Origin of the sequence: Pseudomonas sp. SIMBA_067 (assembly GCF_046534675.1) — a bacterium.
Classification (GTDB): domain Bacteria; phylum Pseudomonadota; class Gammaproteobacteria; order Pseudomonadales; family Pseudomonadaceae; genus Aquipseudomonas; species Aquipseudomonas putida.
The window spans coordinates 96,957-120,934 of record NZ_JAWRYH010000001.1; the positions used below are offsets into that span (position 1 = coordinate 96,957).

Genomic DNA, 23,978 nt, shown 5'->3' on the forward strand with positions numbered 1-23,978 from the left:
GCCCATAGGCGAAGATGAAGCAGGGTTGTGGGTAAGAGAGGTGCATGCGCGCAAGGCTCCTGGCGGGGTCGAAGTGGACGGCCTCCGCCAGGAATGGGGTCGGTCTGGAGTGACCTTAGCGGGTGTGGGGTGGGGTTGTGAAAGGCTTTGTGGTTCTATGCTAATATTATTTAATGGTATTAAAATCCATGTGATGATGCATAATATGCATTTTAGGTTGCGTCAAATGCTATGGAATAAACCCGTTCATTGGGGGCGTTCTTAATGCTCTCTTCAATCATGCGCTTCGAAATTTTTTAGCGTCTTGTGGTGTGAAATCTACGAATGAGTAAGCCCATGGGCGTTGTGGTGTTGTCTGCGCCATGCCTTCATAAGGTTCGGATAAAAGCCCGAAACTGAAGGTGCCAGGTTCTACGCCGTTTACCATCGCTCCGTCGCTGATGCCGGGAATAGCGCTCACCTTGACATTGTTCTGATTTGAGAATTTTTGCCCAAACGATTCGCCGTAGCCTCCTAGGCAAGTGGCAAAAATGACTTTCCTGTATTTCTGAGGATTTATATTTTTGCTCGTTAGCCATGTGGCGAATTTAAATGGGCCCATGGCGACGTCGTCTATTAGTATTTTATTATCTCTGCCATGAGTGTATATCAATAGCTTGGGCTTTTTAAAAAGACCAGGTTTGGATTCATAGACCCCATAATTTTTATCGAATGCATGAATTTTTCTTAAACCGTATTGGAACCGACGCATCTTGGTTCCATGGAGTATCGGAGCCGACGGCGCGTGACCGTCTAGATCGAGCAGATTAACCGGGTCGTTGCGAACATAGGTGTACGCATTGATGCCCCCTTTAGCAAAAGGACTGAGGTTGTCAGGGCTCGAAAAACGCATACATTTTGTTGAAAGCCAACGGTATCCTGCGCCCAAACCGTACATGCCTGTCACAGCGTCGCAGTGCTCGCCGTTAAAGCCTACAGGCAGTTCCCCGGTCGCTTGGTTGAAGCCAAAAGGGGTGTAAGACAGTGAGTGCAGGACGTGGCCGCGAGCCTCCATGACGGAGGATTGCATTTTGTCTGAGGCAATTATACTAATAGAGGAGTGTGATATGTATTGAATGGCGAGCGTCTGTCGGTTTTGATTGAATATTCGAGTAGTTCTGGAAGGTTGAACCAAGGCAGTGGGTTTGCCAGACTGATAAAATATAAACATGAATAAACCTCCTGATTTCAATCTAGCTTGATGGGATGCCCACAGCCTTGCAACTGGCAAAAATATCAGGCTGTGGGGCGCTAGAACTCAAGCCGCAGCAGAGGCTGGGCGCCCAGGAATGGCAGCAATCAACTCCCGCGTATACTCGCTCGCCGGCCGCTCGAAAACCTGCTCGACCGCCCCGTGTTCCACCACTTGACCCTTGCGCAATACCAGCACTTGGTCGGCCATGCTCGCCACCACCGCCAGGTCATGCGATACCAGCACATAAGCCATGCCCAGTTCCCGTTGCAGCTCATCCAGCAGTGCCAGAATCTGTGCCTGTACCGATACATCCAGCGCACTGACCGGCTCGTCGAGGAGCAACAGTTCTGGCTGTAGCGCCAGCGCCCGGGCAATCGCCACGCGCTGGCGCTGGCCGCCGGACAGTTCGCGGGGCAGGCGGTCAAGGTAATGCAGAGGCAGGTGCACGCGTTCGATCAGTTGGCGGGCGCGTTGCTCCAGTGCCGCTCCTTTGAGCAGGCCAAACGACACCAGCGGCTCGACGATGCTGTCGAACACCGTGAAACGCGGGTCGAGGGCAGCGAAGGGGTTTTGCTGCACCAGTTGCATGCGTCGGCGCAAGGGGCGGAACTGGCGCCAGCCGTGGCCCGTGACATCCTGCTGGTCGAACAGCACGTGGCCTTGGCTGGGCGTTTCCAGGCCCAGGGCAATGCGCAGGGCGGTGCTCTTGCCCGAACCGGATTCACCGACGATGGCCAGCGTTTGCCCCGGGTGAACCTGCAAGTCCAGGCCTTGCAACGCGACAAAGCGGTTGTCCTGGCCTTTTACCTTGGGCAATTCGAACGTTTTGCCAACACCCTGCAGGCTGAGGATCGGCTTTGAGCCCGGCGCCAGTTGGCGGGGCTGGCGACGAGCGCTGAATGCCGGTGCGGCATTGAGCAGGGCACGGGTGTACGGGTGGTGCGGTGCCTGCACGATCTGCGCGGGTGGGCCTTGCTCCACCAGTTCGCCCTGCTTCATCACCAGCAGGCGGTCGGCGCGGTCGGTGGCCATGCCCAGGTCGTGGGTGATGATCAGCAACGAGATGCCACGCTCGGCCACCAGCCGCTGCAAGTGATCGAGGATCTTGCGTTGCACGGTCACGTCCAGCGCGCTGGTGGGTTCGTCGGCGATGATCAGGCGTGGGTTGCCGGCCAGGGCGATGGCAATCAGCACCCGCTGGCGCATGCCGCCAGACAGCTCGTGCGGGTACTGGCGGGCGCGCACGGCCGGGTTGTCGAGGCCAACCTGGGCAAGTAACTCCAGCACATCGGCATCGACGCTGCGCGAGCGGCCGCCTTGGGCCAGCACCAGCGCCTCGCCGATCTGCTGGCCAATGCGCAGGGTGGGGTTGAGGCTGACCATCGGGTCTTGTGGCACCAGGCCGACGGTACGCCCACGCAGCTGGCTTTTCTGCCGTTCGCTGGCGCGCACTACATCCAGCCCGTCGACCCACAGCTGGCCACTGTCGATGCGCGCCGTGCCCGGTAGCAGGCCGAGCAGGGCGTTGGCCAAGGTCGACTTGCCCGAGCCTGACTCGCCGACAACGGCCACGGTCTCGCTCTGGGCCAGGCTGAAGGCAAGGTGCTTGACGGCCTGCGTAGCCTGGCCGGAGGCGTGATAGCTGATGCTGAGGTCGCGTACCACAAGCAATGGCTGGTCGTTCATCGTGGGTGCTCCTCGAAGGTGCGGGCAAGGTGGTTGAGGCTGAATACCACGGCGACCACGAACAGGCCGGGCAGCAGCGACACCCAGGGAGCGGTGATCAGGAAGTGCCGGCCGTTGGCAATCAAGGTGCCCCATTCGGCCGCTGGCGGTGCTGCGCCAAAACCGAGGAAACTCAGGCCGGCCGTAGCCAGGATGGCGGCGCCGAAGTCCAGCGTGGCCAGCACGGCCACCGGCCCCCAGGCATTGGGCAGCACATGCCGCAGCAAGGTGCGGCGCCAGCTGGCGCCACCCAGGCGTGCGGCCTCGACATAGGGCAGGGTCTTGACCCGCAGCACTTCGCCGCGGGTGGTGCGGGCAAAGCCGGGGATGATGCCGACGCCGACGGCGATTGCCACCGGCACCGTGCCAAAACCGATGGCGGTGACAATGGCCAGGGCCAGCAGCAGGCCGGGCAGGGCCAGCAGCACATCGACCAGGCGCATGAGGGCGGCATCCAGGCGCCCGCCGGCAAACCCGGCGAGTACGCCCAGGCTCAACCCGCCGGCTAGGGCAATGCCAACCGCCAGCAGTGCGGCCTGCACCGATAGGCTGGCGCCATAGACCACGCGGGTGTACAGGTCGCGGCCAAGCTCGTCGGTGCCGAACCAGTGGACGGCGCCAGGGGCCCGCAGCTTGTCGACGGGGGACGTGGCGTAAGGGTCGAAGCTGGTCAGCCAGTGCGGCGCGAGAGCCGCCAGCAGGGCGAACAGCACCACCAGCAGCGCCAGGCTGAAGCCCGGGCGGGCCAGCAAAGGGACGAGTGCCTGGCCCAGGCGCTGCAGGCGTGTGCGGCGCTTCCAGGTGGCTGGCGGGGCGGCGGCACGCAGGGGGTGAGTATCGGCGGTCATGGTCAGGTCACCTTCGTGGCGTGGGCGATGCGGGGGTCAAGGTACGGGTACAGCAGGTCGACGATCAGGTTCACCAACACGAAGGCCGCCGCTGACACTGCGACAATCGCCAGCACCACCGGGATGTCTTGGCGCAGTACGGCTTCCTGGGCCAGGCGGCCAACGCCATTGCGCGAGAAAATGGTCTCGACCAGCACTGCCCCGGACACCGTGTTACCCACCTGCAACCCGACCAGGGTAAGGATTGGCAGGGCCGCATTGCGCAGGCCGTGCCGCACTTGAACCTGCGCACGGCTCAGACCCTTGGCGAATGCGGTGGCGATGTACGGCTCCTGCCATACGCTTTGGAAGCCGCGCTGCAATACTTGGGCGTACACCGCAGCACTGGGGATGGCCAGGGTCACGGCCGGCAGCACCAGGCTGGCAAAGCCCTGGTTGCCGGTGGCCGGGAACCAGCCCAGGCCGAAGGCGAACACCTGGATCAGCAGCAGCCCCATCCAGAACACCGGTACGGAAAAGCCCAATGACGGCAAGCGTGACAGCGCCACTTTCAGCGGTTGCCATTGCAGGTAGGCGGTGAGGTAGGCCAGGCCGATGCCGCCAAGCAACGACAGCGCGATGGCGAAGCCGGCCAGGGCCATGGTTTGCGGCAGGCGCTCGGCCAGCAGCGCGGTCACTGGCCGGTTCAGTGACAACGACTGGCCCAAGTCGCCGTGCAGGGCCCTCCATAACAGGTCGATGTACTGCTCGAAAATGCCCTTGTCCAGCCCGTAGTAGGCACGGGCCTTGGCCAGGTCCTCGGGCGACAGGCCATCGGCTTCCATGCCCGATGCACTGAGCATGATCGCCAAGGTGTCCCCGGGCAGCAGATAGAGGATGAAGTAGGTGATGGTGTAGGCGCCCCACAACACCAGCAGCGCCTGGCCGATGCGGCCGATCAGGTAGTGGTTCATGGCTGCGCGACCTGGATGTCACTGAGGAAGGCAAAGCCTTCGGCGGTCCAGCGGAAGTCCTTGACCCGAGGTGCGGTGGCGGCTTGCCACACGCGTTCGTACAGCGGGAACGCCGAGGCTTCGTCAACCAGCAGGTCTTGCAGCTGGCCATAGGCCTGTGCGCGTTGTTCGTCGCGGGTGGCGGTGATGCCGTTGTCGAACAAGGCCTGCGCCTTGGCCAAGGTGTGTGGCTCGTAAGTATTGGTGGCCAAGGTGGCACTGCTGGCGGCGCGTGGGTCGAGGATGGTCTGCAGGATGATCGGATCGGCGCGGGTCATGTAGGTGGAGGTGAGGTCGTAGTTGCCCGAGGCATTGCCGGCCACCCATTCGGCCCGGGTCAGCACGTTCAGCTTGAGGTCGATGCCAACTTTGCGCAGTTGGTCTTGCACCAGTACATCGCCGGCGCTTTCGGCGGGGGAGATATTGTAGCGCAGGGTCAGGCGTTTGCCGTCCTTGTGCCGGTAGCCGTCAGCGCCCTTGCTCCAGCCGGCGGCGTCCAGCAGGCGCTCGGCGCCCTGCGGGTCGTAGGCCAGCTTGTCGGCTTGGGGCTTGAAGTACGGCGTGGTCACGTCATACACCCCGGTCACTACCGGGAACTCGGCGTTGTATACGGTGTGCGCATAGCTGGTGCGGTCAATGGCCTTCTGCAGGGCCAGGCGCACCTGGCGGTCGCCCAGCAGGCGGTCGTTGCGAGTGTTGGGGTAAAGGTTGAGCGCCGGGCCTGGCAGCGAGCGGCTCTGGATGGTCGCGCCTTTTGCCTGGAACAGCTTCAGGTCAACTTCGGAGAACGGGTTGCGTGGCCAGAGGATGTCGGCCTTGCCTTGCAGGAACAGGCCGTTGCGCACGCTTTCTTCGGGGATGTAGCTGATTTCCACGCGGTCCAGGTGGGCGGCGCCGGGGTTTTTGACGTTGGCGGAGGCCCAGGCATAATCCGCTCGCTTGACCAGGCGTGCGCCTACTTCCGGGGTGTAGTGTTCGAGGATGAACGGGCCGGTGCCGATGATCTTGCCCAGCGAACGCTCCTGGGCAGTGAGCGCGTAGGAGGCCGGAGCGAGGATGGCCAGGTTGGTGGTTGACGTGGCCTGCAGGAAGCCGGCGTTGGGCCGTGAAAGCACCAGGCGGACGGTGAACGGATCGACCACTTCGGCATGGTCAAAACCGGCCAGGTAGGTGGCGCCGAACGTGGCAGGCAGTTGTGCCGCGAAAGCCTTGTTGCTGTCGAAGGCGTTTTTCACGGCTTGGGCGTCGAAGCGCTCGCCATTGCTGAAGGTGACGTCCTGGCGCAGGTGGAAGGTGTACTGCAGGGCGTCGTCGCTGACCTCCCAGCTGCTGGCCAGCCAGGGGATGATGCGGCCTGTGGCCGGGTCCTGGTCGGTGAGTGATTCGGCAACGTTGCGCAGCAGTACGCGGTGCTCCAGCCAGTAGACCTGGAACGGGTCGACGCTGACCAGCGTGGTGTTGTCGCCCCAGAAGGCGATGTTCAGGGTTTTGCTGGTGGCATCTTCGCTGGAGGGGGAGCAGCCGGCGAGGGTCAAGGCCAGGGTGGCGCAGGCCAGTAGGCTTCTGGCCAGGTGTAATGGGGGCATTGGGTGATCCTTAAATGGGGTATGAGGTGTTTGTTCGGGCCCTATCGCCGGCAAGCCAGCTCCCACAGGATCACCACAGGCCTCAATCCAGTGGGGTTCTTGTGGGAGCTGGAGGCCACAGAAAACCTGTCAGTTCTGGTAATCCAGCCCCTCCCGGTCCAGCTGCCGGATCAGCGCATCCCAGTGCCGCTGGATCCCTTCACCCAACCCGTCGGAAAACCGCTTGGACTGTTCATGCACCTTGGCGATCGCCGCCGGCGCAGCATGCAGCAACTGGTCGTTGCCCCCGGCCTGCGCTGCGACCTGGATGTTGCAGGCCCGCTCCAGCCCGTGCAGTTCACGGAAGGCATGCTCCACGCTGACACCCCCGGTCAGCAGGCCATGGTTGCGCAGGATGAGGATGTTGCTGTCGCCCAGGTTGGCCACCAGCCGCTGCTGCTCGTCCAGGTCCAGGGCGACGCCTTCGTAGTCGTGGTACGCCACCCGGCTGTAGTACGCCAGGGCGTGCTGCGAGATCGGCAGCAGGCCGTCGCGCTGCGCCGACACCGCCGCTCCATCGCGGGTGTGGGTGTGCAGCACGGCCTTGAGGTCATGCCGGGCGCGGTGGATCGCGCTGTGAATCACATAGCCTGCCTGGTTGATGCCCAGGCCCAGCGGGTCGTCGATGATGGTGCCATCCACGTCCACCTTCACCAGGTTGGACGCGGTGATCTCGTCGAACAGCAAGCCAAAGGCATTGATCAGAAAGTGCTCGTCAGGCCCCGGCACGCGTGCCGAGAAGTGTGTGTAGATGTGGTCGGTCCAACGGAACAGCGCGGCCAGGCGGTAGGCGGCGGCCAGTTTGACCCGCACCTCCCATTCTTCGGCGCTGATCCGCTGGCGTACGGTGTTTTCCTGGGCGATGACGACAGACAGTGCAGTCATGGTGTTCTCCAATAGGTGTGGGTTCAGTAGCCGCGCTGGGTGTCGACCAGGTTGTGCAGCGGTGCTTGTTCGCGGTAACGGGCGAAGTTGTCGAGAAACGCGTCGAGCAGGGCCGGGTAGCCGTCCTCGGAAATGGCCGAGGTGTGCGGAGACAGGAACACCCGAGGGTGCTGGTAGAGCGGGTGGCCCGCTGGTAGCGGTTCCGGATCGGTGACATCGAGGCTGGCGCGGCCGATCAGCCCGTTGTCCAGGGCTTCGAGCAGGGCGCCCTGGTCCAGCAGCCCGCCACGAGCGATGTTGATCAGGTGCAGCCCGGGTTTGGCCTGGGCCAGCACCTGGCGGTCGATCAGGCCACGGGTGGCGGGGGTGAGCGGGGCGGCGATGACCAGGTGATCGCTGCCGGCAAACAGCTGCTGCAGGTTGTCGACGCGCTGCACGCCCGGCACCTCGGCAATGGGTTGGCCTGGGCGGTTCAGCGCCAGTACCGGCATGCCCAGGGCGTTTGCCTTGCGTGCCAGGCTTTGGCCGATGCTGCCGAAACCGAAGATGCCCAAGGTGCGGCCACGCACGGGGGCGAGCGGGGTCAGGCGCCAGTCGGCGTCCTTGACCCACAAGCCCGGCAGCTGTTTGGCCGCGGCAAACACCAGGGCCAGGGCGAATTCGGCCACCTGCTCGGCATTGGCGCCGCGGCCACTGGTGACCGGCGGGCCCTGAAACACCCAGTCGGGGTAGAAGTCGATGCCCGAGGACACTACCTGCACCCAGCGCAACGCCCACGGCCAGCCCGCTGGCGGGTTGTCCACGCGGTTACCGCGTACATTGATCGGGCGCACGATGAACACGTCGGCGGGGACGTCCAGGTGCAACTGGCCCGGGGCGATATCGATCACCTCGTGGTCGGGCAATCGGTCGCGCAGGTATTGGTTGGCCGGTGCGTCCAGCTGGCTGGCGATGATCGAGTGGCTCATGCCGCCACCTCCGCCAGGGCAGCACGGCCGACATGGCCGAGCACCACGTCGTCCTGGGGCGTGTGGATGCGGCTGCACAGCACATCACGGTAGTGCCGCTCCAGCGGGTTGCGCCGCGACAGGCCTGGGTTGCCGGCAGCCTCGATGGCCAGTTCCACGGCCTGGATGGCGTTGCGGCTGACCAGGTGCTTGAGCTGCCCGGCGTGGCGCGGATCGACCTGCCCGGTCACGGCCGCGTTCAACAGGCTCTGGTTAGCGAACAGCAACGTGTCGATACGCCCGACCACGTCCTGGAAACGTGGCAGGCTGGCCAGCGGTGCACCGAGGTTGGACGGCGCGCGCTGGTTCAGGAACTGCACCAGCCAGTCGCGTGCGGCCTGGGCCACCCCGTCGTACAGTGCAGGCAGCAACACTGCCATCCACAGCAGGCCCGTGCTGTCGAGCTCGGCGCGCGGTGCGCTGGCCGGGCTGACGCTGACGGCATGATCGAGCGGGATCAGCACCTCGTCGAACTGCACTTCATGGCTGCAGGTAGCGCGCATGCCCAGGTGGTCCCAGTCTTCGACGATACGGATGCCCGGGGTGTCCTTGTGCACCAGGAAACCGCCCACCAGTGGGTCCTGGTCGTCGCTGCGGGCCCATACCAGGTACCAGGTCAGGCCATGGCTGCCGGTGGAGTAGATCTTGCGCCCGGACAACCGCCAGCCTTCGGCGGTGCGCCGGGCGACAGTGGCCGGCAGGCCGCCGCGGGCGGGTGTGCCCAGTTCGGGTTCGACGCGAAACGCGTTGATCAGTGCGCCGTCGGCCACCGCGTCGCGGGCCACTTGCAGGCGCAGGTGCTCGGGCCAGCGGTCTTCGTCCTGCAGGCGAAAGTGCTGCAGGTACTGCATTACGAGAATCAGTGCGGTGGACGGGCAACCTTTGCCGACCGCGGCAATGACCTGGCGCGCACTGGCCAGGTCGGCGCCACCGCCGGCCAATGCGCGGGGCACGGTGAAACCCAGCAGGCCGTGGCGGTGCAACAGGTCGAAGTTGTCGGCGGGGAACTGGCCGCTGCGGTCGTAGCGTTCGGCGTTGGCGGCCAGGGCCTGGGTGAGTTCGGCGAGCGCGCTGGCGGAAGGAGGGTGACTCATGGGTATTCATCCCTGGAACACGGTGGGTTTCTAAGACCGTATTCGTATGGATGATCACTGTAAAAGTCTTTTTTGTTCTATGCTAATTATTAACCTAAAGAATTAAAACTGTATTTAGTTATGCGAGTTGGTTATTTTATTGTCAATGGAATGATAGGGCTGCTACGCAACCCAATCGCGACGCAAGGTCGCTCCCACAGTGACCGCGCAAACTTTTGGATTTTGATCAACGCAATTGCTCTCATAAGGGATTGCGCTTTCAGCTCACCCGCACAGTTGCTGCCCGGCCACCCGGCCAAACAGCTCGACCGGCTCCTGAAGGTTGCCCAGGTAGCGTGGGTGGAACAGCCACAAATCCACCTGCGGCTTGAAGTCCGTCACACTGACCACGTCCAGCGCATCGCGGTGGCGGCTGTTCTGCAACAAGGGCTCGGGCACCAGCCCGAGCCCCTGCCCATTGGCCACCAGCCCCAGTTGCAGCTCGGTGCCAAAGGTCTCCAGGTTGATCGACAGCCTCAGCCCCTGTTCGCTCAGGGCGCGCTGCAACCCTGCGCGAAAGCCGCAACCATCGGGGTTGAGCACCCAGCCACGGGTGTAGCAGTCCTTGAGCTTTAGGCTGCGCTTGCCGGTACTGCCCTTGGCCGCTACCACCCGCAGCGGCATGCGGGCGATCGACTGGCTGGCGATGCCCTCGGGGAAGATCTTGCCGGGCGGGAACAGTGCCGCGGCGGCATCCAGCTCGCCGTTTTCCATGCGTGCGATCAGGCTGCTGCCCCAGCCACTGGTGACCTGGGTGCGCAGGTCGGGGTAGGTTTCACGAATCTGTGCCAACGCATCGAGCAGCACCACATCGCCAAGGGTTTGCGGCACGCCCAGGCGCAGGGTGCCGGACGGGGCCCCGTCGTTCGCCACCAGCTCGCGCAGCGAGTCGATCTCACGCAAGATCGCCTTGCACTGCTCGTACACCCGCAGGCCCATGGGCGTCGGTTTCAGCGGCTTGGTATTGCGGTCGAGCAGGGTGGCGCCCAGGTCTTCCTCGAAGTTCTGCACGCGGCGGGTAATGGCCGGCTGGGTCAGTTGCAGGGCCTCGGCGGCCAGGTTGGTCGACTGGCAACGGATGACCGCCACGAAGGCGTCCATGTCATCGATTTTCATATTCGGCGCTCACATATTGGGGCGGTGGGACATACCAGAGGAGAATAATCCTCAATGGCCGGATTGTCACAGCACCTGTGCACCTCACGCGCTTTCGCGGGCAATCAACTCACACGCCAACAGGTTCAGCCGCTGCACTTCCCCCTCACGCGCCACCACACCCAGGTGCTGCAACACCCGCAACGCCGCCACTTCGCCTATTTCCCGCGAGGGCGGGCGCAGGGTGGTGAGGCTGGGCAGCAGCATGTTGGCGAAGGGATAGTCGCCAAAGCCGACGATGGCCATGTCTTCCGGCAGGCGCAAACCGGCGCGTTGCCCGGCCAGCAGAGCACCGGCCGCCAGGTTGTCATTGGCGAAGATGATCGCCTCGGGCCGTGGGGTGCGGCGGATCAACGCTTCCATGGCCTGCTTGCCCGCCTCGAACGGCGCGCAGTCGGCCGAGGGCACGAATACCCAAGGCTCCAGCCCGGCTACCCGCAACGCCTCGATATAGCCATCGCGCCGCTCCAGCGCACTCAGGTCGCCGGCCGCGCTGTTCTGCACGAAAGCGATGCGCCGGTGGCCCTTGTCCAGCAGATAGCGGCAGGCCTGTACGCCCACCTGGTGATGAAGGAAACCCACTTGCAAGGGCGACCGCTCAGGGCGGTAGTCCCATATTTCCACGACGGGCACGTCTGCGTCGGCCAGCATCTTTTCTGTGGCCGGGCTGTGGAAATGGCTGGTCACCACCAACGCTGCCGGCGACCAGCCGAGAAACGCCCGCACCGCGCTTTCTTCCTGCGCTTCGCTGAAGTAACTGGACGCCAGCAACAACTGGTAGCCATGGCGGCTGAGGGTATCGCTGAACGCCTGGATAGTCTGGGCGAAGATCGGCCCGGAGATATTAGGGATCACCATGCCGACGATGCGCCCACGGGCCGAGGCCAGCCCCCCGGCGACCAGGTTCGGCACATAGCCCAATGCCTGCACGGCAGCTTCGATACGCTCGCGCAAAGGTGGCGACACCTGATCTGGCTGGTTGAAGTAGCGCGACACGCTGATGGCCGAAACCTCAGCGGCCCGAGCCACCTCGGCAAGGGTGACACGGCCTGCGCCGCGGCGCTTGCGGGGGGGATCCTTGGCCTGGCTCACCGGGCTGCCTCCTGGGGAAATGGCGCGATGGTAGCGCTAACGGGAAGGCGCTTGGCAAATAGCTTTATTGCATATCAATCTGACTTTTAAGTATTTGACGTGCTAAGCGAAGCCCTCTGATACTTGCGGATGTTAGCGCTAACAAGCGCAGCTGTTGGCAAGCGCCTGCCACTCGCACGAGCGAGACCAGACAACCACAGCAACTCCGTGTCGGCCCCGCCTGAAGGGGCCTGGTCTGGTTTCCCGAGGCAGTGAGCACCATGCAGAAAAGCCGTACACCATTCCCCGCTACGCAACGTCGGCCGCTGGCCGCAGCCATCCTGCTGGCCGCTTTTGGCCAAGCTGCCCAGGCAGCCGAGCCGGCCGAAGCAGCGGCTCCGCAGGCCACTGCATTGGGCGCCGTCACCGTGACCGCCACGCGCCGCGAAGCTACGCTGCAGGAAGTGCCGGTGGCAGTGTCGGTGATCGATGGCGAACAGTTGGAGCGAGACAACCGCAACAACGTTGCCAGCATCGTCCAGCAGGTGCCTACCCTCAATTACCGCGCCGGCGCCTCGAACAAGGACACTTCGTTGTTCATCCGCGGCGTGGGCACCATTTCGACCTCGCCCGGCGTCGAGCCAACCGTGGCGACGGTGGTCGACGGCGTGGTGTTCGGCCGCCCGGGCCAGTCCACCCTCGACCTGCTCGACCTTGAACGCATCGAGGTACTGCGCGGGCCGCAGGGCACCCTGTTTGGCAAGAACGCCTCGGCGGGTGTACTCAACGTGGTCAGCAAGGCCATCCCCGAGCAGACCCAGGGCTATGTGGACTATTCGCACTTTGGCGGTGGCGACGAGAACCGCCTGCGCTTTGGTATTGGCGGGCGCCTGAGCGAGCAGTTCAAGGGGTCGTTGAGCACCTTGTGGGGCGACTACGATGGCAATGTCGAAAACGTTGCCAATGGCCACGACGTCAATGGTTACGAACGCAAAGGCGCCCGCGGCAAGCTGGAGTTCGAGCCCAACGAAGACGTGCGCCTGACCCTGATTGCCGACTACATGAAGGGCGAGGACACCTTGCCCAGCGGCGTGATCACCAGCGCCAGCGCCGCATTCGCCAGCCAGTTGCGCCCGGTGACGCCAAGCGCCCACAACCGCGACATCAACAGCGACTTCAAAACCCACGTCGAAGACGAGAACCAAGGGCTCTCGGCCCAGCTGGACTGGCAGCTGGGCGACTACACCCTGACATCGATCAGCGCCTGGCGGGGTTGGGACAATACCCAGTACCAGGACGGCGACCGCCGCGCCTTGCTGCCGGTGACGGCGTCCCATGACAAGGGCACGGTGGACTATGACCAGTACAGCCAGGAGTTTCGCCTGACGTCGCCCAAAGGGCAGTTCAACGAATACGTGCTGGGCGCCTTCTACATGCATGGCACGTCCAGCGAGACCTACCAGCGCCTGTCGGTCAATGGCGGCGTGGCCAACACTGGCCGCGCCGACTATTCCACCACCAACGACAGTGTCGCGCTGTTCGGTGAGAACACCTTCAACTTCACCGATGACTTGCGCGCCATTTTCGGCCTGCGCTGGACCCACGACGACCTTGAGTACGACCACCGCCGGGTCTCCACCTCGGCCACCGCAGTGACCGGTATCCAGCCCTCGACTGCGAGTTCCGGCTCGGTGGACGAGGACGGCTGGAGCGGGCGGACCGGCTTGCAATACGACTTCAACGACAACCTGACGGGCTACGTCACCTATTCGCGCGGCTATAAAGGGCCGGCCTACAACGTGTTCTTCAACATGCAGCCGCGCGACACCGGGGCACTCAAGCCCGAAACTTCGGATGCCTACGAAATCGGCTTGAAAAGCACGGCGCTGGACAATCGCCTGACCGCCAACCTGGCTGTGTTCCACACCGACTACGACAACTACCAGGCCAACTTCTTCGACACCGTGGCCAACCAGGTGGTAACCCGCCTGGTGAATGCCGGCAAGGTCAAGACCCAGGGTGTGGAGCTGGATGCCAGCTTCCAGGCCACCTCGCGGCTGAAGCTGTCGACGGCCGTGGCCTACACCAAGGCCCGTGTCGATCACTTCAACTGCCCGGCGGGTGCGGCGGCCAACTGCAACATCGATGGCGGCCGCCTGCCGTTCACGCCGGACTGGAAGACCTACCTGCGCGCCGATTACGTGATCCCGCTGGACAACGGCCTGGATGTGGAACTGAGTAGCGACTACAGCTGGCAGGACGCCGTGCAGTTCAGCCTCGACCAGAATCCGGACACCGTGCAGGGCGCCTATGGCATCTGGAACGCCAGCATTGCCCTGGCCGACTACAACGACGGCTGGCGCGTAGCCCTGTTGGGCAAGAACCTGGGCGACAAATCGTATGCGCAGATGCTGGCCAGTGGCGGCGACTACATCTACCGCTCAGTACCGCGGGATGACGGGCGCTACTTCGGCGTACAACTGCGCAAGGATTTCTAAGCCTGCGCACGATCCCTGTAGGAGCGGCCTTGTGTCGCGATCGGGCCGCACAGCGGCCCCAGATTTCAGCTTCGCCACTTAAATCGCCGGGGCCGCTTTGCGGCCCGATCGCGACACAAGGCCGCTCCTACAAAAAGCGACCTGGTTTTAAAGGAGATCTCAATGCCCCGCCAAATGAATCTGGGCGCCTTCCTCATGGCGACCGGTCACCACGTGGCCGCCTGGCGCCACCCGGAGGTACCGGCCGACCCGCTGGATTTCGCCACCTACAAGCGCACCGCACAAATCGCCGAAGCCGCGTGCTTCGATGCCTTGTTCGTCGCCGACAGCGTCGCCGCCCCCAACGACCCCCTGGCCAGCCACAGTGCCCGCTCGGTGTACTACGAACCACTGACCCTGTTGTCGGCGCTGAGTGCAGTCACCGACCGCATCGGCCTGATCGCCACCGCCACCACCAGCTACAACGAGCCTTACCATGTGGCACGCAAGTTCGCCTCGCTGGATCACCTGTCCGCAGGCCGTGCCGGCTGGAACCTGGTCACCTCCGACGCTGCCGCTGAGGCCGGCAACTTTGGCCGGCAGGCGCATATCCCGCATGCCGAGCGTTACGCCCGCGCCCGTGAATTCCAGCAGGTGGTGCAAGGGCTTTGGGACAGCTGGGCCGATGACGCGTTCTTGCGCGACAAGGCCAGTGGCCTGTTCCACCACCCGCATGCCGTGCGTGCCCTCGACCATGTGGGCGAGCACTTTCGCGTCAAAGGTCCGCTCAATGTTGCCCGCTCGCCACAGGGGCGACCGGTGCTGGTGCAGGCCGGCTCGTCCGAAACCGGCCGCGAGCTGGCCGCACAAAGTGCCGAGGTGGTGTTCACCGCCCAGCCGAGTCTGGCCCGCGCACAGGCTTTTTACACCGACCTCAAGGGTCGCCTGGCCCGCCACGGGCGAGATGAGGATTCGCTGAAGATCATGCCCGGCGTGTTCGTGGTGGTGGGGCAAAGCCAGGCGCAGGCCGAGGACAAGTACGAACAGTTTCAGGCGCTGGTCGACCCGCGTGTCGGCGTTGGCTTGCTCGGGCGCATGCTCGGCAACTTCGACCTTTCCGGCTACCCGCTGGATGGCCCGCTCCCAGAGTTGCCGCCCACTGAGGATGGCCAGCGCAGCCGCCAGCAACTGCTGACCGAACTGGCCGGCAACGAACAGCTGACCCTGGCCCAGCTGGGGCGACGCATCGCCGGTGGGCGAGGGCACTACAGCCTGGTGGGTACCCCGACGCAGATCGCCGAGGAGCTGCAAGCCTGGTTCGAAGGCGGCGCCGCCGATGGCTTCAACGTGCTGGTGCCGCACCTGCCCCTGGGCCTGCAAGACTTCGCTGTGCACGTGGTGCCCGAGCTGCAGCGTCGCGGCCTGTTCCGCCGTCAGTACCAGGGCCACACCCTTCGCGAGCATCTGGGCCTGCAACGCCCAGCCAACCCATACTTTGCCGAACGAGGCCAACCATGAGCTACACCGCCAACCCCGAGCGCTATGCGCGCATGCCTTACCGTCGCGTCGGTCGCAGCGGCCTGGTGCTGCCGGCCCTGTCCCTGGGCCTGTGGCACAACTTTGGCGATGCCACGCCCATCACCACCCAGCGCGCCTTGCTGCACACGGCGTTCGATGCCGGTATCAACCATTTTGACCTGGCCAACAACTACGGCCCGCCCTATGGCAGTGCCGAGACCAACTTCGGCCGGCTGCTGCGCGAGGACCTGCGCAGCTACCGCGACGAGCTGATCATTTCCAGCAAGGCCGGCTGGGACATGTGGCCGGGACCTTACGGGCAGGGCGGCAGCTCGCGCAAGTACCTCATCGCCAGCCTGGACCAGAGCCTGGCGCGCCTGGGTCTGGATTACGTCGACATCTTCTATTCGCACCGTTTCGATGCCGACACCCCACTGGAAGAAACGGCCATCGCACTGGCCGACATCGTGCGCCAGGGCAAGGCGCTGTACATCGGCATCTCGTCCTATTCGGCCGGCAAGACCTCGGAAATTGCGGCGTTGCTGCAAGCGTTGAAGGTGCCGCTGCTGATCCACCAGCCGTCGTACAACCTGTTCAACCGTTGGATCGAACGGGACCTGCTCGACACCACCGATGCCCTGGGCGCCGGGGTGATCGTGTTCACTGCGCTGGCCCAGGGCCTGCTCAGCGATAAATACCTCAATGGCATCCCGGCTGATGCCCGTGTGAACCGTGCAGGTGGCGGCTCGCTGCTACCCCAGCATTTGTCGGAAGCCAACATCGCCCGCGCACGCGCTCTGAATGAGATTGCCCGTCAGCGTGGCCAGAGCCTGGCCCAACTGGCGCTGGCCTGGACCCTGCGCGACCCACGGGTGAGCTCTGCGCTGATCGGCGCCAGCCGGCCCGAGCAGATCACCGAGAATGTGGCCGCGCTCGACAACCTGGCCTTTACCGCCGAAGAGCTGGCCGCCATCGACCAGTACGCCGTGGAAGGGGGGATCAACCTGTGGGAAAAACCCTCGACCGACTGGAAGGAGTGACCCATGCGCATGCTACGCCTTGCCATGCTGGTGTTGCTGGCCCTGGCCAGCGCGGCCCAGGCCGCAGACCCGGCTACCTTGCGTATTGGCTACCAGAAGGGCTCGATCAGCCTGGTGCTGGCCAAGCAGCATCAGCTGCTGGAGCAACGTTTTACCAATACGCGCGTGCAATGGATCGAGTTCCCCGCCGGCCCGCAGATGCTTGAAGCGTTGAACATCGGCAGCCTCGATATCGGCTCGACCGGTGACATTCCGCCGATCTTTGCCCAGGCCGCCGGCGCCGACCTGTTGTACATCGGTGCCGAGCCGCCCAAGCCCCAGGCTGAAGTGATCCTGGTGCCGAAAGACAGCCCGATCAGCGCTGTGGGTGAACTCAAGGGCAAGCGCATTGCCCTGCAGAAGGGCTCCAGCGCGCACAACCTGCTGTTGCGTGCCCTGGCCAAGGCCGGGCTGAGCATTGGCGATGTTCAGCCGGTGTACCTGGCACCTGCCGATGCCCGGGCGGCTTTCGAGCGGGGCAGCGTGGACGCCTGGGCAATCTGGGACCCGTTCTACTCGGCTATCGACCTGGAGGGCAAGGCGCGGCTGCTGGCCGACGGCCAAGGGCTGGGGCTGATCGGGCCATTCATGCTGGGTTCACGCACCTATGTCGAAGCCCATGGCGCCTTTGTCGGGCAATTGCTGGAAGAAATCAGCCGGGCCGAGGCACTTACCCGCAGCGACCAGGCTGGGAGCATCCGCTTGCTGGCACAGTTCATGGGCTTGCCAGAAGAAGTGGTAAAGCGCAGTTTCAGCCACCGGCCGGCGTCACCGGTGTTGCCGGTAAGTGATGAGATCGTGGCGGCGCAGCAGCGTACGGCGCAGCTGTTCTTCGACAACAAGGTAGTGCCCAAGCGGGTCGATATTGCCGGGGCAGTGTGGCGGCGGCAGTAACTTTACCTTCGGGCTCACATCGGTCCCTGTAGGAGCGGCCTTGTGCCGCGATCGGGCTGCATAGCAGCCCCGGCAATGTGTGCATATGCGCAGAAACCTGGGGCCGCTTCGCAGCCCGTTCGCGGCACAAGGCCGCTCCTACAAATGACCGCGTAAACCCGGCGGTCACCCGCGGGCGAATGCCGCCAGCTTCTCGCCATCCAGCCGGTAGCGCACCCACTCATCCTGCGCCTCGGCCCCCAGCTTCTGATAGAAGCCGATCGCCGGCTCGTTCCAGTCCAGCACGCTCCATTCCAGGCGCCCGCAATTGTTCGCCACTGCCTCACGGGCAATATGTCGCAGCAGTTGCCGGCCAGCACCGTCGCCACGCTGTTCAGGCGTGACGTACAGGTCTTCCAGGTAAATACCGTTGCGCCCAAGCCAGGTCGAGTAGCTGTAGAAATACACGGCAAAACCGACTGCCCGGCCATCGCGTTCGCACATCAGGCTACGCACCGTGCTCCCCTCGTCGAACAGGCTGTGCTCGATGTCGGCAAGAGTGGCGACCACCTCGTGGCGGGCGCGCTCGTACTCGGCCAGTTCGGTGATGAAGGCCAGGATCTGCTCGGCATCGGTGCGAACGGCAGGGCGAATGGTGAGGCTCATGGTGACGGCTTCCTTGGTCCGGGTTAGCGGTACAGTGATGTGTATCTAAATAATTTAATATAACTGTATCGGTCGCTGGAGTGGGCGACTCCGTTAGTGTGACAGCACCTATAACGAAAGTGGAATGCCCGCCATGCTTGCCTCTGCCGACCTGCTGACCGCTTTCGTGCTGTTTGCCTTCGTATCCTCCATCACCCCCGGCCCCAACAACACCATGCTGCTGGCCTCGGGGGTGAACTTCGGCGTGCGTCGCTCCATCCCTCACGCCCTGGGCATCAGTGTCGGTTTCATGGTCATGGTGCTGGCCGTCGGCCTGGGCCTGGGTGAGGTATTCAAGGCCTGGCCACCGCTGTACACGGTACTGCGCTACACCGGGGCCGCCTACCTGCTGTATCTGGCCTGGAAGATCGCCACTGCCGGGCCGGTTGGCACGGCCTCGTCCAGCGTCCGTAAACCCCTTGGTTTCTGGGGTGCGGCGGCGTTCCAGTGGGTCAACCCCAAGGCCTGGGTGATGGCGGTGGGTGCGATTACCACCTACACACCGGCGCAAGGCTATGTGACCAACGTGATCGTGATCGCCGCCTTGTTCGCCCTGGTCAACCTGCCCAGCGTCGGTGTGTGGGTCATGTTTGGCAGCGCCCTGCGCAACATATTGCAAAACCCGCGCTGGCTGATGCTGTTCAATGTCCTGATGGCCTTGTTGCTGGTGATTTCCCTCTACCCGCTGCTGTTTGTAGAATCGGCGTTTTCCTAGCCCCGCGAGTACAGCAAGCCGATGCAGTTGATCCCCTGGTCCCATGAATGCGCCGAAGGTTTTACCCTGCGGGGTTGGCGAACCCCGGCCAGTGGCAAGCCGTTGCTGCATTTTTTGCACGGCAATGGCTTCTGTTGCCTGGCCTACCAACCGCTGCTGATGCGCCTGGGCGAACATTTCGACCTGTGGCTTTGCGACGTCCAGGGGCATGGCGACACTGACCATGGTGGCGTGTTTCGGGGGTGGAACCGCACTGCCGAGCTGGCAGTGGAAGCCTTTCAGGCCGGGCGTGGCGAGTACGGCGATGTGCCGCGGTTTGCCGTGGGACACAGCTTTGGCGGCGTGCTTACGGGCCTGATCCTGGCCGCTGAACCTGCGCTGTTCGAGCGTGGGGTGTTGCTTGACCCCGTGTTGTTCAGCCGTCGCATGCTGGGTGTGATGGGCGCGGCAGCACTGGTTGGCCTGCACCGGCGTCATGCTCTGGCGCGCAAGGCCGCCAGCCGCCGCAGCCATTGGCCTGATCGCGAGGCAGCGCTGGCCTCGCTGCAAGGGCGGGGCATCTTCAAGGGCTGGACCGATGCGGCGCTGCAGGCTTATGTCGAACACGCCATCGGCGATTGTGGCGATGCAGTGGTGCTCAAGTGCCGGCCCAGCCGGGAAGTGGAAATCTTCAGTTCATTCCCCAAACGCATGTGGGCGCGCCTTGCAGCGATCAGCACGCCGACACGGATTCTGTATGGCGAACAGACTTATCCCTTCGTGCCACATTCGGTGAACCGCCTGGCGGGGCTCAACCGGCATGTAACCGCCCGGCAAGTTGCCGGTGGGCACTGCTTCATGCAGGAGGACCCGGCCATGGCGGCCGAGCAGGTGCTCGCTTTCTTGCAGGGTTGACTGTTCCATAGGTGGAACGATGCATGCCGAATAACCCGTCTACCGCCTGATTGGTATCATTGATAAGGTTATCCCAGCCAAGAGAGGAGCCTTCTCATGAAAAACATTCTGGGTATCCACCGCAGCCCACACGCCCATTGGGTAGGTGATGGCTTTCCCGTTCGCAGCCTGTTCACTTACGACAACCTGGCCAGCCGGATCAGCCCGTTCCTGCTGCTGGACTACGCTGGCCCCCATGACTTCACCCCGACCACTGCGCGGCGCGGCGTTGGACAGCACCCGCACCGCGGTTTCGAGACCGTGACCATCGTCTACCAGGGTGAGCTGGAGCACCGTGACTCCACGGGCGCTGGCGGCCTGATCGGGCCAGGTGATGTGCAGTGGATGACCGCCGCCAACGGCATCATCCATGAAGAGTTTCATTCCCCGTCCTTTGCCCGCAGTGGCGGTACGCTGGAAATGGTCCAGCTGTGGGTCAATTTGCCAGCGCGTGACAAGCGTGCAGCCGCCGGTTATCAGACGCTGCTGGGCAGCGATATCCCGGTGGTGGCGCTGGATGGAGACGCCGGTAGCTTGCGGGTGATTGCCGGTGACTACCGTGGGCACCAGGGGCCTGCCCGGACCTTTACCGCCATGGATGTGTGGGACCTGCGGCTGAATGCCGGCGCGTCCTTGCAGCTGCCAGTTGCTGCCGGTCGAAACGCTGCGCTGGTGGTGCTGCGCGGTAACGTGCGAATCAACGGCGAGCGTGAAGCGGGCCCGTCCAGCCTGGTCCTGCTGGACCGTCAGGGTGAGGATGTCACCGTCGAGGCGTTGGAAGGTGCCAGTGTGCTGCTGCTCAGTGGCGAGCCGATCGATGAGCCGATTGTCGGCTATGGCCCTTTCGTGATGAACAGCCAGGCGGAGATTGCCGAGTCGTTCGACTATTTCCATGCCGGGCGGTTCGGGCAGATGCAGGATGAGCGCGAAGGTGCTCAGCACTGAGTCTTGGCTGAAAAGCTGGGGTGCGAAGCGCCCCCGGCTTTCGTGTGCCCCAAGGCTGGGATGCCTGCGAACAAGCCATGCGTACTGTGCTGGGCCAGCAAATCAGCGTGGCCGGCGCCATGACCCTGGCCGGCCGGCTGGTACAACGTCACGGCACAGCGCTGCGTCTGCCGGTCGCGGGCCTGAGCCATGTGTTCCCGGCTTTGCCGGCATTGGCCAATGCGCAGTTCGAAGACATGGGCATGCCGCGAGCGCGCGCCATCACCCTCGGCACCTTGGCCAATGCACTACTGGCTGAACCCGGGTTGCTGCGTCGCGGCCAAGCGCTGGATGAGCTGCTGCGCAACCTGTGCCGGCTAAAAGGCATTGGGCCGTGGAGTGCGCACTACCTGGCGCTGCGCCAGGCCGGCGCTGCTGATGCCTTGCCGTTGGGCGATGTGGCGTTGATCAAGGCATTGCGCCTGCTTGAGGGCGATGACGCGAAACTGGTCGAACGGGCGCTGGCCTGGCGACCGTGGCGGGCCTACGCGGCGCAGCACCTGTGGGCATCGCTGGGGTCGGCAGGGACCGCTCGTCGTTAAGTCGGCCAATGCATCCGAACACTCGGCCCATGCCTGCAATCTTCCACTAAGGTGCTAGAGGATTCCCCGCATGATCATTGCCCCCGCGCATGGACGCCTGCCCGGGCATGCGCAATATCAATTGGCGCCCCGCCCGATAAAGGCGTACTCACTCACAACAGGCCATCGCACAGAGAGGGTCGTACCATGTCGTTGATAGGAGTTTCGATGCTGGAAATGCGGCAGATGATCGAGCAGGCCTGCTTGCCTGATCGCTGTGAAGTCAGCTGCCTGGATGGCGCCAACCTGACCATCCGCCTGGGTCAGGGTCAGAGTCTGGACGAGGGCGTGACCTTGAACGGGGTCCCGCTGCAAAGCCTTAACAGCTGCCGTGATCTGGTCCACCTGGTGGGGCAGCTGCACGCGCTGCGTGACAGCCGCCCGGCGCGAATCAGGTCGATTGCCTGAGTGCGCCCGTCGTGCCCCGGTCAGCCCAGGCTGGCCGGGCGTACGTATTCCGGCATCAGGCCGTTGAACCAGAACAGGATCATTGCCACCAGCATGGTCACCAAGAGTAGAAGCCCCACACCCCAGACGCATGTCGCAAACAGCATCGCCTGTTCCTTCTTCAACCGCAGGAATGTCTGCAACCCGCCATACAGCAATACGCTGGCATAAGCCGAGGCGGCGAGTAGTGCGGCGAAGGCCAGCCAGCGGATCGGCACCAGCCCGACCACGCCGGCAAAGAACCACGGCGTGGCACAGTAGGCGGCAAAACCAATGCATTGGTTGAGGCTGGGCTGCGCATCGAACCCTCGCGACATCCAACGTATCATCACCCCCATCAGCATCACGCCCACGACGGTAGTGGCATACAGCAGCCCTGCCAGTTGCGCGGCGCTGCCCATGCTCAGGCGTACCCGCTCCTCGGCTGCGAGGCTCCAGCCGAAGGTGGTAGTACCGACAAACAGGCACACAGCGGGTATCAATGCCAGGGCCAGCAGGCGCGGCAGGTATTGCTGTGGGTGGTCCTCTTCGGCCCGGCGGATATCCAGCCAGGCGTCGGCGGGGTGGGTGAAGAGCTTGAGTAATGGACTGTTCATGGCGTTCTCCGGCAGGCACGGGCCCTTTTGCTATGGAGATACGCCGCGCCGGGCCGGTTCAGCCGGTTTGGCCGCCGTTGATCGGCTTATTGCAGTTCCAGTAGCAGGTTCAGGCCGCCATCGCCGCACTTGCCCTTGTCGCGGACTACGCCGTGGTAACTGCGCCCATCCCAGACAAAGGCCACGCTATGAGCACGGTCGACCTTGTCAGGCAGTGGCGGGCAGATGTGCAGGCGCAGCCCCGGTCTGCCCTGCAGGTTGAGGGCGGCGAGCTGGCACTGGCATTCCACGCTTTGCGCCACCGGGCCGAACAGGGTGTCGCGTACGTAATCGAGCTGCAGCGAGGCATTGGGTGCGCGGCCAGGCATCTTCATCGGTACGTGGCTCCATCGCAACGGCTTGAAGGGCAGGGCGGGTTCGGCATGGCAGGCTCCAGGCAAAAGAAGGCGGCTTAATGTTTGAAGCTTGCCTGGCCAAGATGTTCAACGTGTTTCATGTGCATTCATCTTGTTTGCCCCGGGTGGCAGAAGGCAGGCCTGTTCAGGGGCCGGCCTTGCGCAAGGTCAGGTTGATCCGCCGCTCGCCCATGCGCGGATGCACGCCAGGTTTTATAGGCAGCACGCCATGAAAGCGCAAGCGGTCCTCACCACCCCAGACCAACACATCGCCGTGGCTCAGCGGGATGCGACGGGCCTTGTCGGCGCGCTGCAGGCCGCCGAACAGGAACACCGCCGGGAGGCCCAGCGATACCGACACGATCGGCTGGCCGAAGTCTTGCTCGTCGCGGTCTTGGTGCAGGCTCAGGCGTGTGCCTGGCAGGTAATGGTTGACCAGGCAGGCATCCGGCACGAAACCCTCGAAGCCGGCCAGGGCCGCAGCGCGGGTGGCGAGGGCGAGCAGCACCGGGGGCAGCGCGGGCCAGGGCTTGCCGCTGAGCGGATCGCTGGGGCTGTAGCGGTAACCGTGTTCGTCACTCACCCAACCCAGCGTACCGCAGTTGGTCAGGCCTACAGCCATGCGCAGGCCACCCGGCGTGTGCATGTGCCGAAAGGGCGCTGCACGCAGCACCGGGCGCAGGGCATCGAGCAGGGCCTCGGTTTCTGCCAGGGCGAAACCGGGCAGCAGTAGGGTGTGGCTGGCCAGGCGCTGCGGCTGGTGGCCGAACAGGTCTAGGTCGGACTGGATCATGGCATCGCACAGGTTCGAGGGATTGGACATTGTATCCCTGCAATCGCAATCCCTGTAGGAGCAGCCTTGTGCTGCGAAGAGGCCGGTATGCCTCCCAAAGATGTGCCGGTGCTGCAGGCCCTTTCGCAGCACAAGGCTGCTCCTACTGGGAATGCATATACCCGGCAGAATGAGAAGTTGCATAGGGTGTGAGCGAAAAAGGAACCG

General features: G+C 63.8%; 23 protein-coding genes. 9 read left to right on the plus strand and 14 right to left on the minus strand.

The window, feature by feature from the left end:
- Window positions 1-277: 277 nt before the first annotated feature.
- The 10 genes from SB765_RS00445 to SB765_RS00490 all read right to left on the minus strand — a co-directional run bounded on the left by SB765_RS00445 (window position 278) and on the right by SB765_RS00490 (window position 11,696).
- A complete protein-coding gene (locus tag SB765_RS00445; protein WP_410930750.1) occupies window positions 278-1,210 on the minus strand; it encodes an RHS repeat-associated core domain-containing protein in 933 nt (310 codons plus the stop codon).
- Between the two features lie 87 nt (window positions 1,211-1,297).
- Window positions 1,298-2,920: a dipeptide ABC transporter ATP-binding protein gene (locus SB765_RS00450; protein ID WP_410930751.1), complete on the minus strand. Its 1,623-nt coding sequence runs from the start codon at window positions 2,918-2,920 to the stop codon at window positions 1,298-1,300.
- Window positions 2,917-3,807, minus strand: a complete 891-nt coding sequence (locus SB765_RS00455) for an ABC transporter permease (RefSeq protein WP_410930752.1) — start codon at window positions 3,805-3,807, stop codon at window positions 2,917-2,919. Before SB765_RS00455 ends, SB765_RS00450 begins: the two co-directional genes overlap by 4 nt.
- A gap of 2 nt (window positions 3,808-3,809) precedes the next feature.
- Window positions 3,810-4,760 (minus strand): ABC transporter permease, encoded by a 951-nt coding sequence (locus SB765_RS00460; protein ID WP_410930753.1) that lies wholly within the window; start codon window positions 4,758-4,760, stop codon window positions 3,810-3,812.
- A complete protein-coding gene (locus SB765_RS00465) occupies window positions 4,757-6,385 on the minus strand; it encodes an ABC transporter substrate-binding protein (protein ID WP_410930754.1) in 1,629 nt (542 codons plus the stop codon). The genes SB765_RS00460 and SB765_RS00465 overlap by 4 nt, the downstream gene beginning before the upstream one ends.
- A 129-nt stretch (window positions 6,386-6,514) precedes the next feature.
- Entirely contained in the window at window positions 6,515-7,309 is a 795-nt protein-coding gene (locus SB765_RS00470) for a class II aldolase/adducin family protein (protein WP_410910678.1), read from the minus strand.
- 23 nt (window positions 7,310-7,332) lie between these two features.
- Complete coding sequence (locus SB765_RS00475) at window positions 7,333-8,277, minus strand: D-isomer specific 2-hydroxyacid dehydrogenase family protein (RefSeq protein ID WP_341795662.1); 945 nt, start codon at window positions 8,275-8,277, stop codon at window positions 7,333-7,335.
- A complete protein-coding gene (locus SB765_RS00480; protein ID WP_341795661.1) occupies window positions 8,274-9,410 on the minus strand; it encodes an acyl-CoA dehydrogenase family protein in 1,137 nt (378 codons plus the stop codon). The genes SB765_RS00475 and SB765_RS00480 overlap by 4 nt, the downstream gene beginning before the upstream one ends.
- Before the next feature lie 264 nt (window positions 9,411-9,674).
- Entirely contained in the window at window positions 9,675-10,565 is an 891-nt protein-coding gene (locus tag SB765_RS00485) for a LysR family transcriptional regulator (RefSeq protein ID WP_049275362.1), read from the minus strand.
- Window positions 10,566-10,649: 84 nt separating this feature from the next.
- Window positions 10,650-11,696, minus strand: coding sequence for a LacI family DNA-binding transcriptional regulator (locus SB765_RS00490; RefSeq protein WP_410930755.1), 1,047 nt, complete (start codon window positions 11,694-11,696; stop codon window positions 10,650-10,652).
- A gap of 260 nt (window positions 11,697-11,956) precedes the next feature.
- Here SB765_RS00490 and SB765_RS00495 point away from each other — a divergent pair, with 260 nt between their 5' ends.
- The 4 genes from SB765_RS00495 (at window position 11,957) to SB765_RS00510 (ending at window position 17,643) form a co-directional block, all read left to right on the plus strand.
- Window positions 11,957-14,173: a TonB-dependent receptor gene (locus tag SB765_RS00495; protein ID WP_341795659.1), complete on the plus strand. Its 2,217-nt coding sequence runs from the start codon at window positions 11,957-11,959 to the stop codon at window positions 14,171-14,173.
- Window positions 14,174-14,335: 162 nt separating this feature from the next.
- Complete coding sequence (locus SB765_RS00500) at window positions 14,336-15,670, plus strand: LLM class flavin-dependent oxidoreductase (protein WP_410930756.1); 1,335 nt, start codon at window positions 14,336-14,338, stop codon at window positions 15,668-15,670.
- A complete protein-coding gene (gene mgrA, locus SB765_RS00505) occupies window positions 15,667-16,710 on the plus strand; it encodes an L-glyceraldehyde 3-phosphate reductase (RefSeq protein ID WP_410930757.1) in 1,044 nt (347 codons plus the stop codon). The genes SB765_RS00500 and mgrA overlap by 4 nt, the downstream gene beginning before the upstream one ends.
- Before the next feature lie 3 nt (window positions 16,711-16,713).
- Window positions 16,714-17,643 carry an aliphatic sulfonate ABC transporter substrate-binding protein gene (locus SB765_RS00510; RefSeq protein WP_410910681.1) on the plus strand — a complete coding sequence of 310 codons (930 nt, stop codon included), beginning with the start codon at window positions 16,714-16,716 and terminating at the stop codon, window positions 17,641-17,643.
- A 165-nt stretch (window positions 17,644-17,808) separates the two neighbouring features.
- Here SB765_RS00510 and SB765_RS00515 read toward each other — a convergent pair whose 3' ends face one another.
- The gene (locus tag SB765_RS00515) at window positions 17,809-18,288 is read right to left on the minus strand and encodes a GNAT family N-acetyltransferase (protein ID WP_016486745.1); all 480 of its coding nucleotides are present in this window, start codon (window positions 18,286-18,288) and stop codon (window positions 17,809-17,811) included.
- Window positions 18,289-18,412: 124 nt separating this feature from the next.
- Here SB765_RS00515 and SB765_RS00520 point away from each other — a divergent pair, with 124 nt between their 5' ends.
- The 5 genes from SB765_RS00520 (at window position 18,413) to SB765_RS00540 (ending at window position 21,948) form a co-directional block, all read left to right on the plus strand.
- Entirely contained in the window at window positions 18,413-19,042 is a 630-nt protein-coding gene (locus tag SB765_RS00520; protein ID WP_410910682.1) for a LysE family translocator, read from the plus strand.
- A gap of 21 nt (window positions 19,043-19,063) precedes the next feature.
- Complete coding sequence (locus SB765_RS00525; protein ID WP_410930758.1) at window positions 19,064-19,936, plus strand: alpha/beta fold hydrolase; 873 nt, start codon at window positions 19,064-19,066, stop codon at window positions 19,934-19,936.
- Between the two features lie 96 nt (window positions 19,937-20,032).
- Entirely contained in the window at window positions 20,033-20,920 is an 888-nt protein-coding gene (locus SB765_RS00530) for a pirin family protein (RefSeq protein WP_410930759.1), read from the plus strand.
- 77 nt (window positions 20,921-20,997) lie between these two features.
- A complete protein-coding gene (locus SB765_RS00535; RefSeq protein ID WP_410910683.1) occupies window positions 20,998-21,501 on the plus strand; it encodes a DNA-3-methyladenine glycosylase family protein in 504 nt (167 codons plus the stop codon).
- Window positions 21,502-21,687: 186 nt separating this feature from the next.
- Window positions 21,688-21,948 (plus strand): DUF1652 domain-containing protein, encoded by a 261-nt coding sequence (locus SB765_RS00540; protein ID WP_041167745.1) that lies wholly within the window; start codon window positions 21,688-21,690, stop codon window positions 21,946-21,948.
- Between the two features lie 20 nt (window positions 21,949-21,968).
- Here the strand turns inward: SB765_RS00540 and SB765_RS00545 are convergent, their stop codons facing one another.
- The 3 genes from SB765_RS00545 to alkB all read right to left on the minus strand — a co-directional run bounded on the left by SB765_RS00545 (window position 21,969) and on the right by alkB (window position 23,771).
- Window positions 21,969-22,583 (minus strand): Yip1 family protein, encoded by a 615-nt coding sequence (locus tag SB765_RS00545; protein WP_016499858.1) that lies wholly within the window; start codon window positions 22,581-22,583, stop codon window positions 21,969-21,971.
- An 86-nt stretch (window positions 22,584-22,669) separates the two neighbouring features.
- Window positions 22,670-22,957 (minus strand): hypothetical protein, encoded by a 288-nt coding sequence (locus SB765_RS00550; protein WP_028612962.1) that lies wholly within the window; start codon window positions 22,955-22,957, stop codon window positions 22,670-22,672.
- 166 nt (window positions 22,958-23,123) lie between these two features.
- Window positions 23,124-23,771, minus strand: coding sequence for a DNA oxidative demethylase AlkB (alkB, locus tag SB765_RS00555; RefSeq protein WP_341795652.1), 648 nt, complete (start codon window positions 23,769-23,771; stop codon window positions 23,124-23,126).
- Window positions 23,772-23,978: the final 207 nt, after the last annotated feature.

Bases quoted from the DNA above. Each gene is read 5' to 3' on its own strand.
- SB765_RS00545 (WP_016499858.1), bottom strand. From the start codon at position 22,583: ATGAACAGTCCATTACTCAAGCTCTTCACCCACCCCGCCGACGCCTGG.
- SB765_RS00475 (WP_341795662.1), bottom strand. From the start codon at position 8,277: ATGAGCCACTCGATCATCGCCAGCCAGCTGGACGCACCGGCCAACCAA.
- SB765_RS00525 (WP_410930758.1), top strand. From the start codon at position 19,064: ATGCAGTTGATCCCCTGGTCCCATGAATGCGCCGAAGGTTTTACCCTG.
- SB765_RS00455 (WP_410930752.1), bottom strand. From the start codon at position 3,807: ATGACCGCCGATACTCACCCCCTGCGTGCCGCCGCCCCGCCAGCCACC.
- mgrA (WP_410930757.1), top strand. From the start codon at position 15,667: ATGAGCTACACCGCCAACCCCGAGCGCTATGCGCGCATGCCTTACCGT.
- SB765_RS00485 (WP_049275362.1), bottom strand. From the start codon at position 10,565: ATGAAAATCGATGACATGGACGCCTTCGTGGCGGTCATCCGTTGCCAG.
- SB765_RS00540 (WP_041167745.1), top strand. From the start codon at position 21,688: ATGTCGTTGATAGGAGTTTCGATGCTGGAAATGCGGCAGATGATCGAG.
- SB765_RS00520 (WP_410910682.1), top strand. From the start codon at position 18,413: ATGCCCGCCATGCTTGCCTCTGCCGACCTGCTGACCGCTTTCGTGCTG.
- SB765_RS00535 (WP_410910683.1), top strand. From the start codon at position 20,998: ATGCGTACTGTGCTGGGCCAGCAAATCAGCGTGGCCGGCGCCATGACC.
- alkB (WP_341795652.1), bottom strand. From the start codon at position 23,771: ATGATCCAGTCCGACCTAGACCTGTTCGGCCACCAGCCGCAGCGCCTG.
- SB765_RS00445 (WP_410930750.1), bottom strand. From the start codon at position 1,210: ATGTTTATATTTTATCAGTCTGGCAAACCCACTGCCTTGGTTCAACCT.
- SB765_RS00480 (WP_341795661.1), bottom strand. From the start codon at position 9,410: ATGAGTCACCCTCCTTCCGCCAGCGCGCTCGCCGAACTCACCCAGGCC.
- SB765_RS00495 (WP_341795659.1), top strand. From the start codon at position 11,957: ATGCAGAAAAGCCGTACACCATTCCCCGCTACGCAACGTCGGCCGCTG.
- SB765_RS00460 (WP_410930753.1), bottom strand. From the start codon at position 4,760: ATGAACCACTACCTGATCGGCCGCATCGGCCAGGCGCTGCTGGTGTTG.
- SB765_RS00550 (WP_028612962.1), bottom strand. From the start codon at position 22,957: ATGAAGATGCCTGGCCGCGCACCCAATGCCTCGCTGCAGCTCGATTAC.
- SB765_RS00530 (WP_410930759.1), top strand. From the start codon at position 20,033: ATGAAAAACATTCTGGGTATCCACCGCAGCCCACACGCCCATTGGGTA.
- SB765_RS00500 (WP_410930756.1), top strand. From the start codon at position 14,336: ATGCCCCGCCAAATGAATCTGGGCGCCTTCCTCATGGCGACCGGTCAC.
- SB765_RS00450 (WP_410930751.1), bottom strand. From the start codon at position 2,920: ATGAACGACCAGCCATTGCTTGTGGTACGCGACCTCAGCATCAGCTAT.
- SB765_RS00510 (WP_410910681.1), top strand. From the start codon at position 16,714: ATGCGCATGCTACGCCTTGCCATGCTGGTGTTGCTGGCCCTGGCCAGC.
- SB765_RS00515 (WP_016486745.1), bottom strand. From the start codon at position 18,288: ATGAGCCTCACCATTCGCCCTGCCGTTCGCACCGATGCCGAGCAGATC.
- SB765_RS00470 (WP_410910678.1), bottom strand. From the start codon at position 7,309: ATGACTGCACTGTCTGTCGTCATCGCCCAGGAAAACACCGTACGCCAG.
- SB765_RS00465 (WP_410930754.1), bottom strand. From the start codon at position 6,385: ATGCCCCCATTACACCTGGCCAGAAGCCTACTGGCCTGCGCCACCCTG.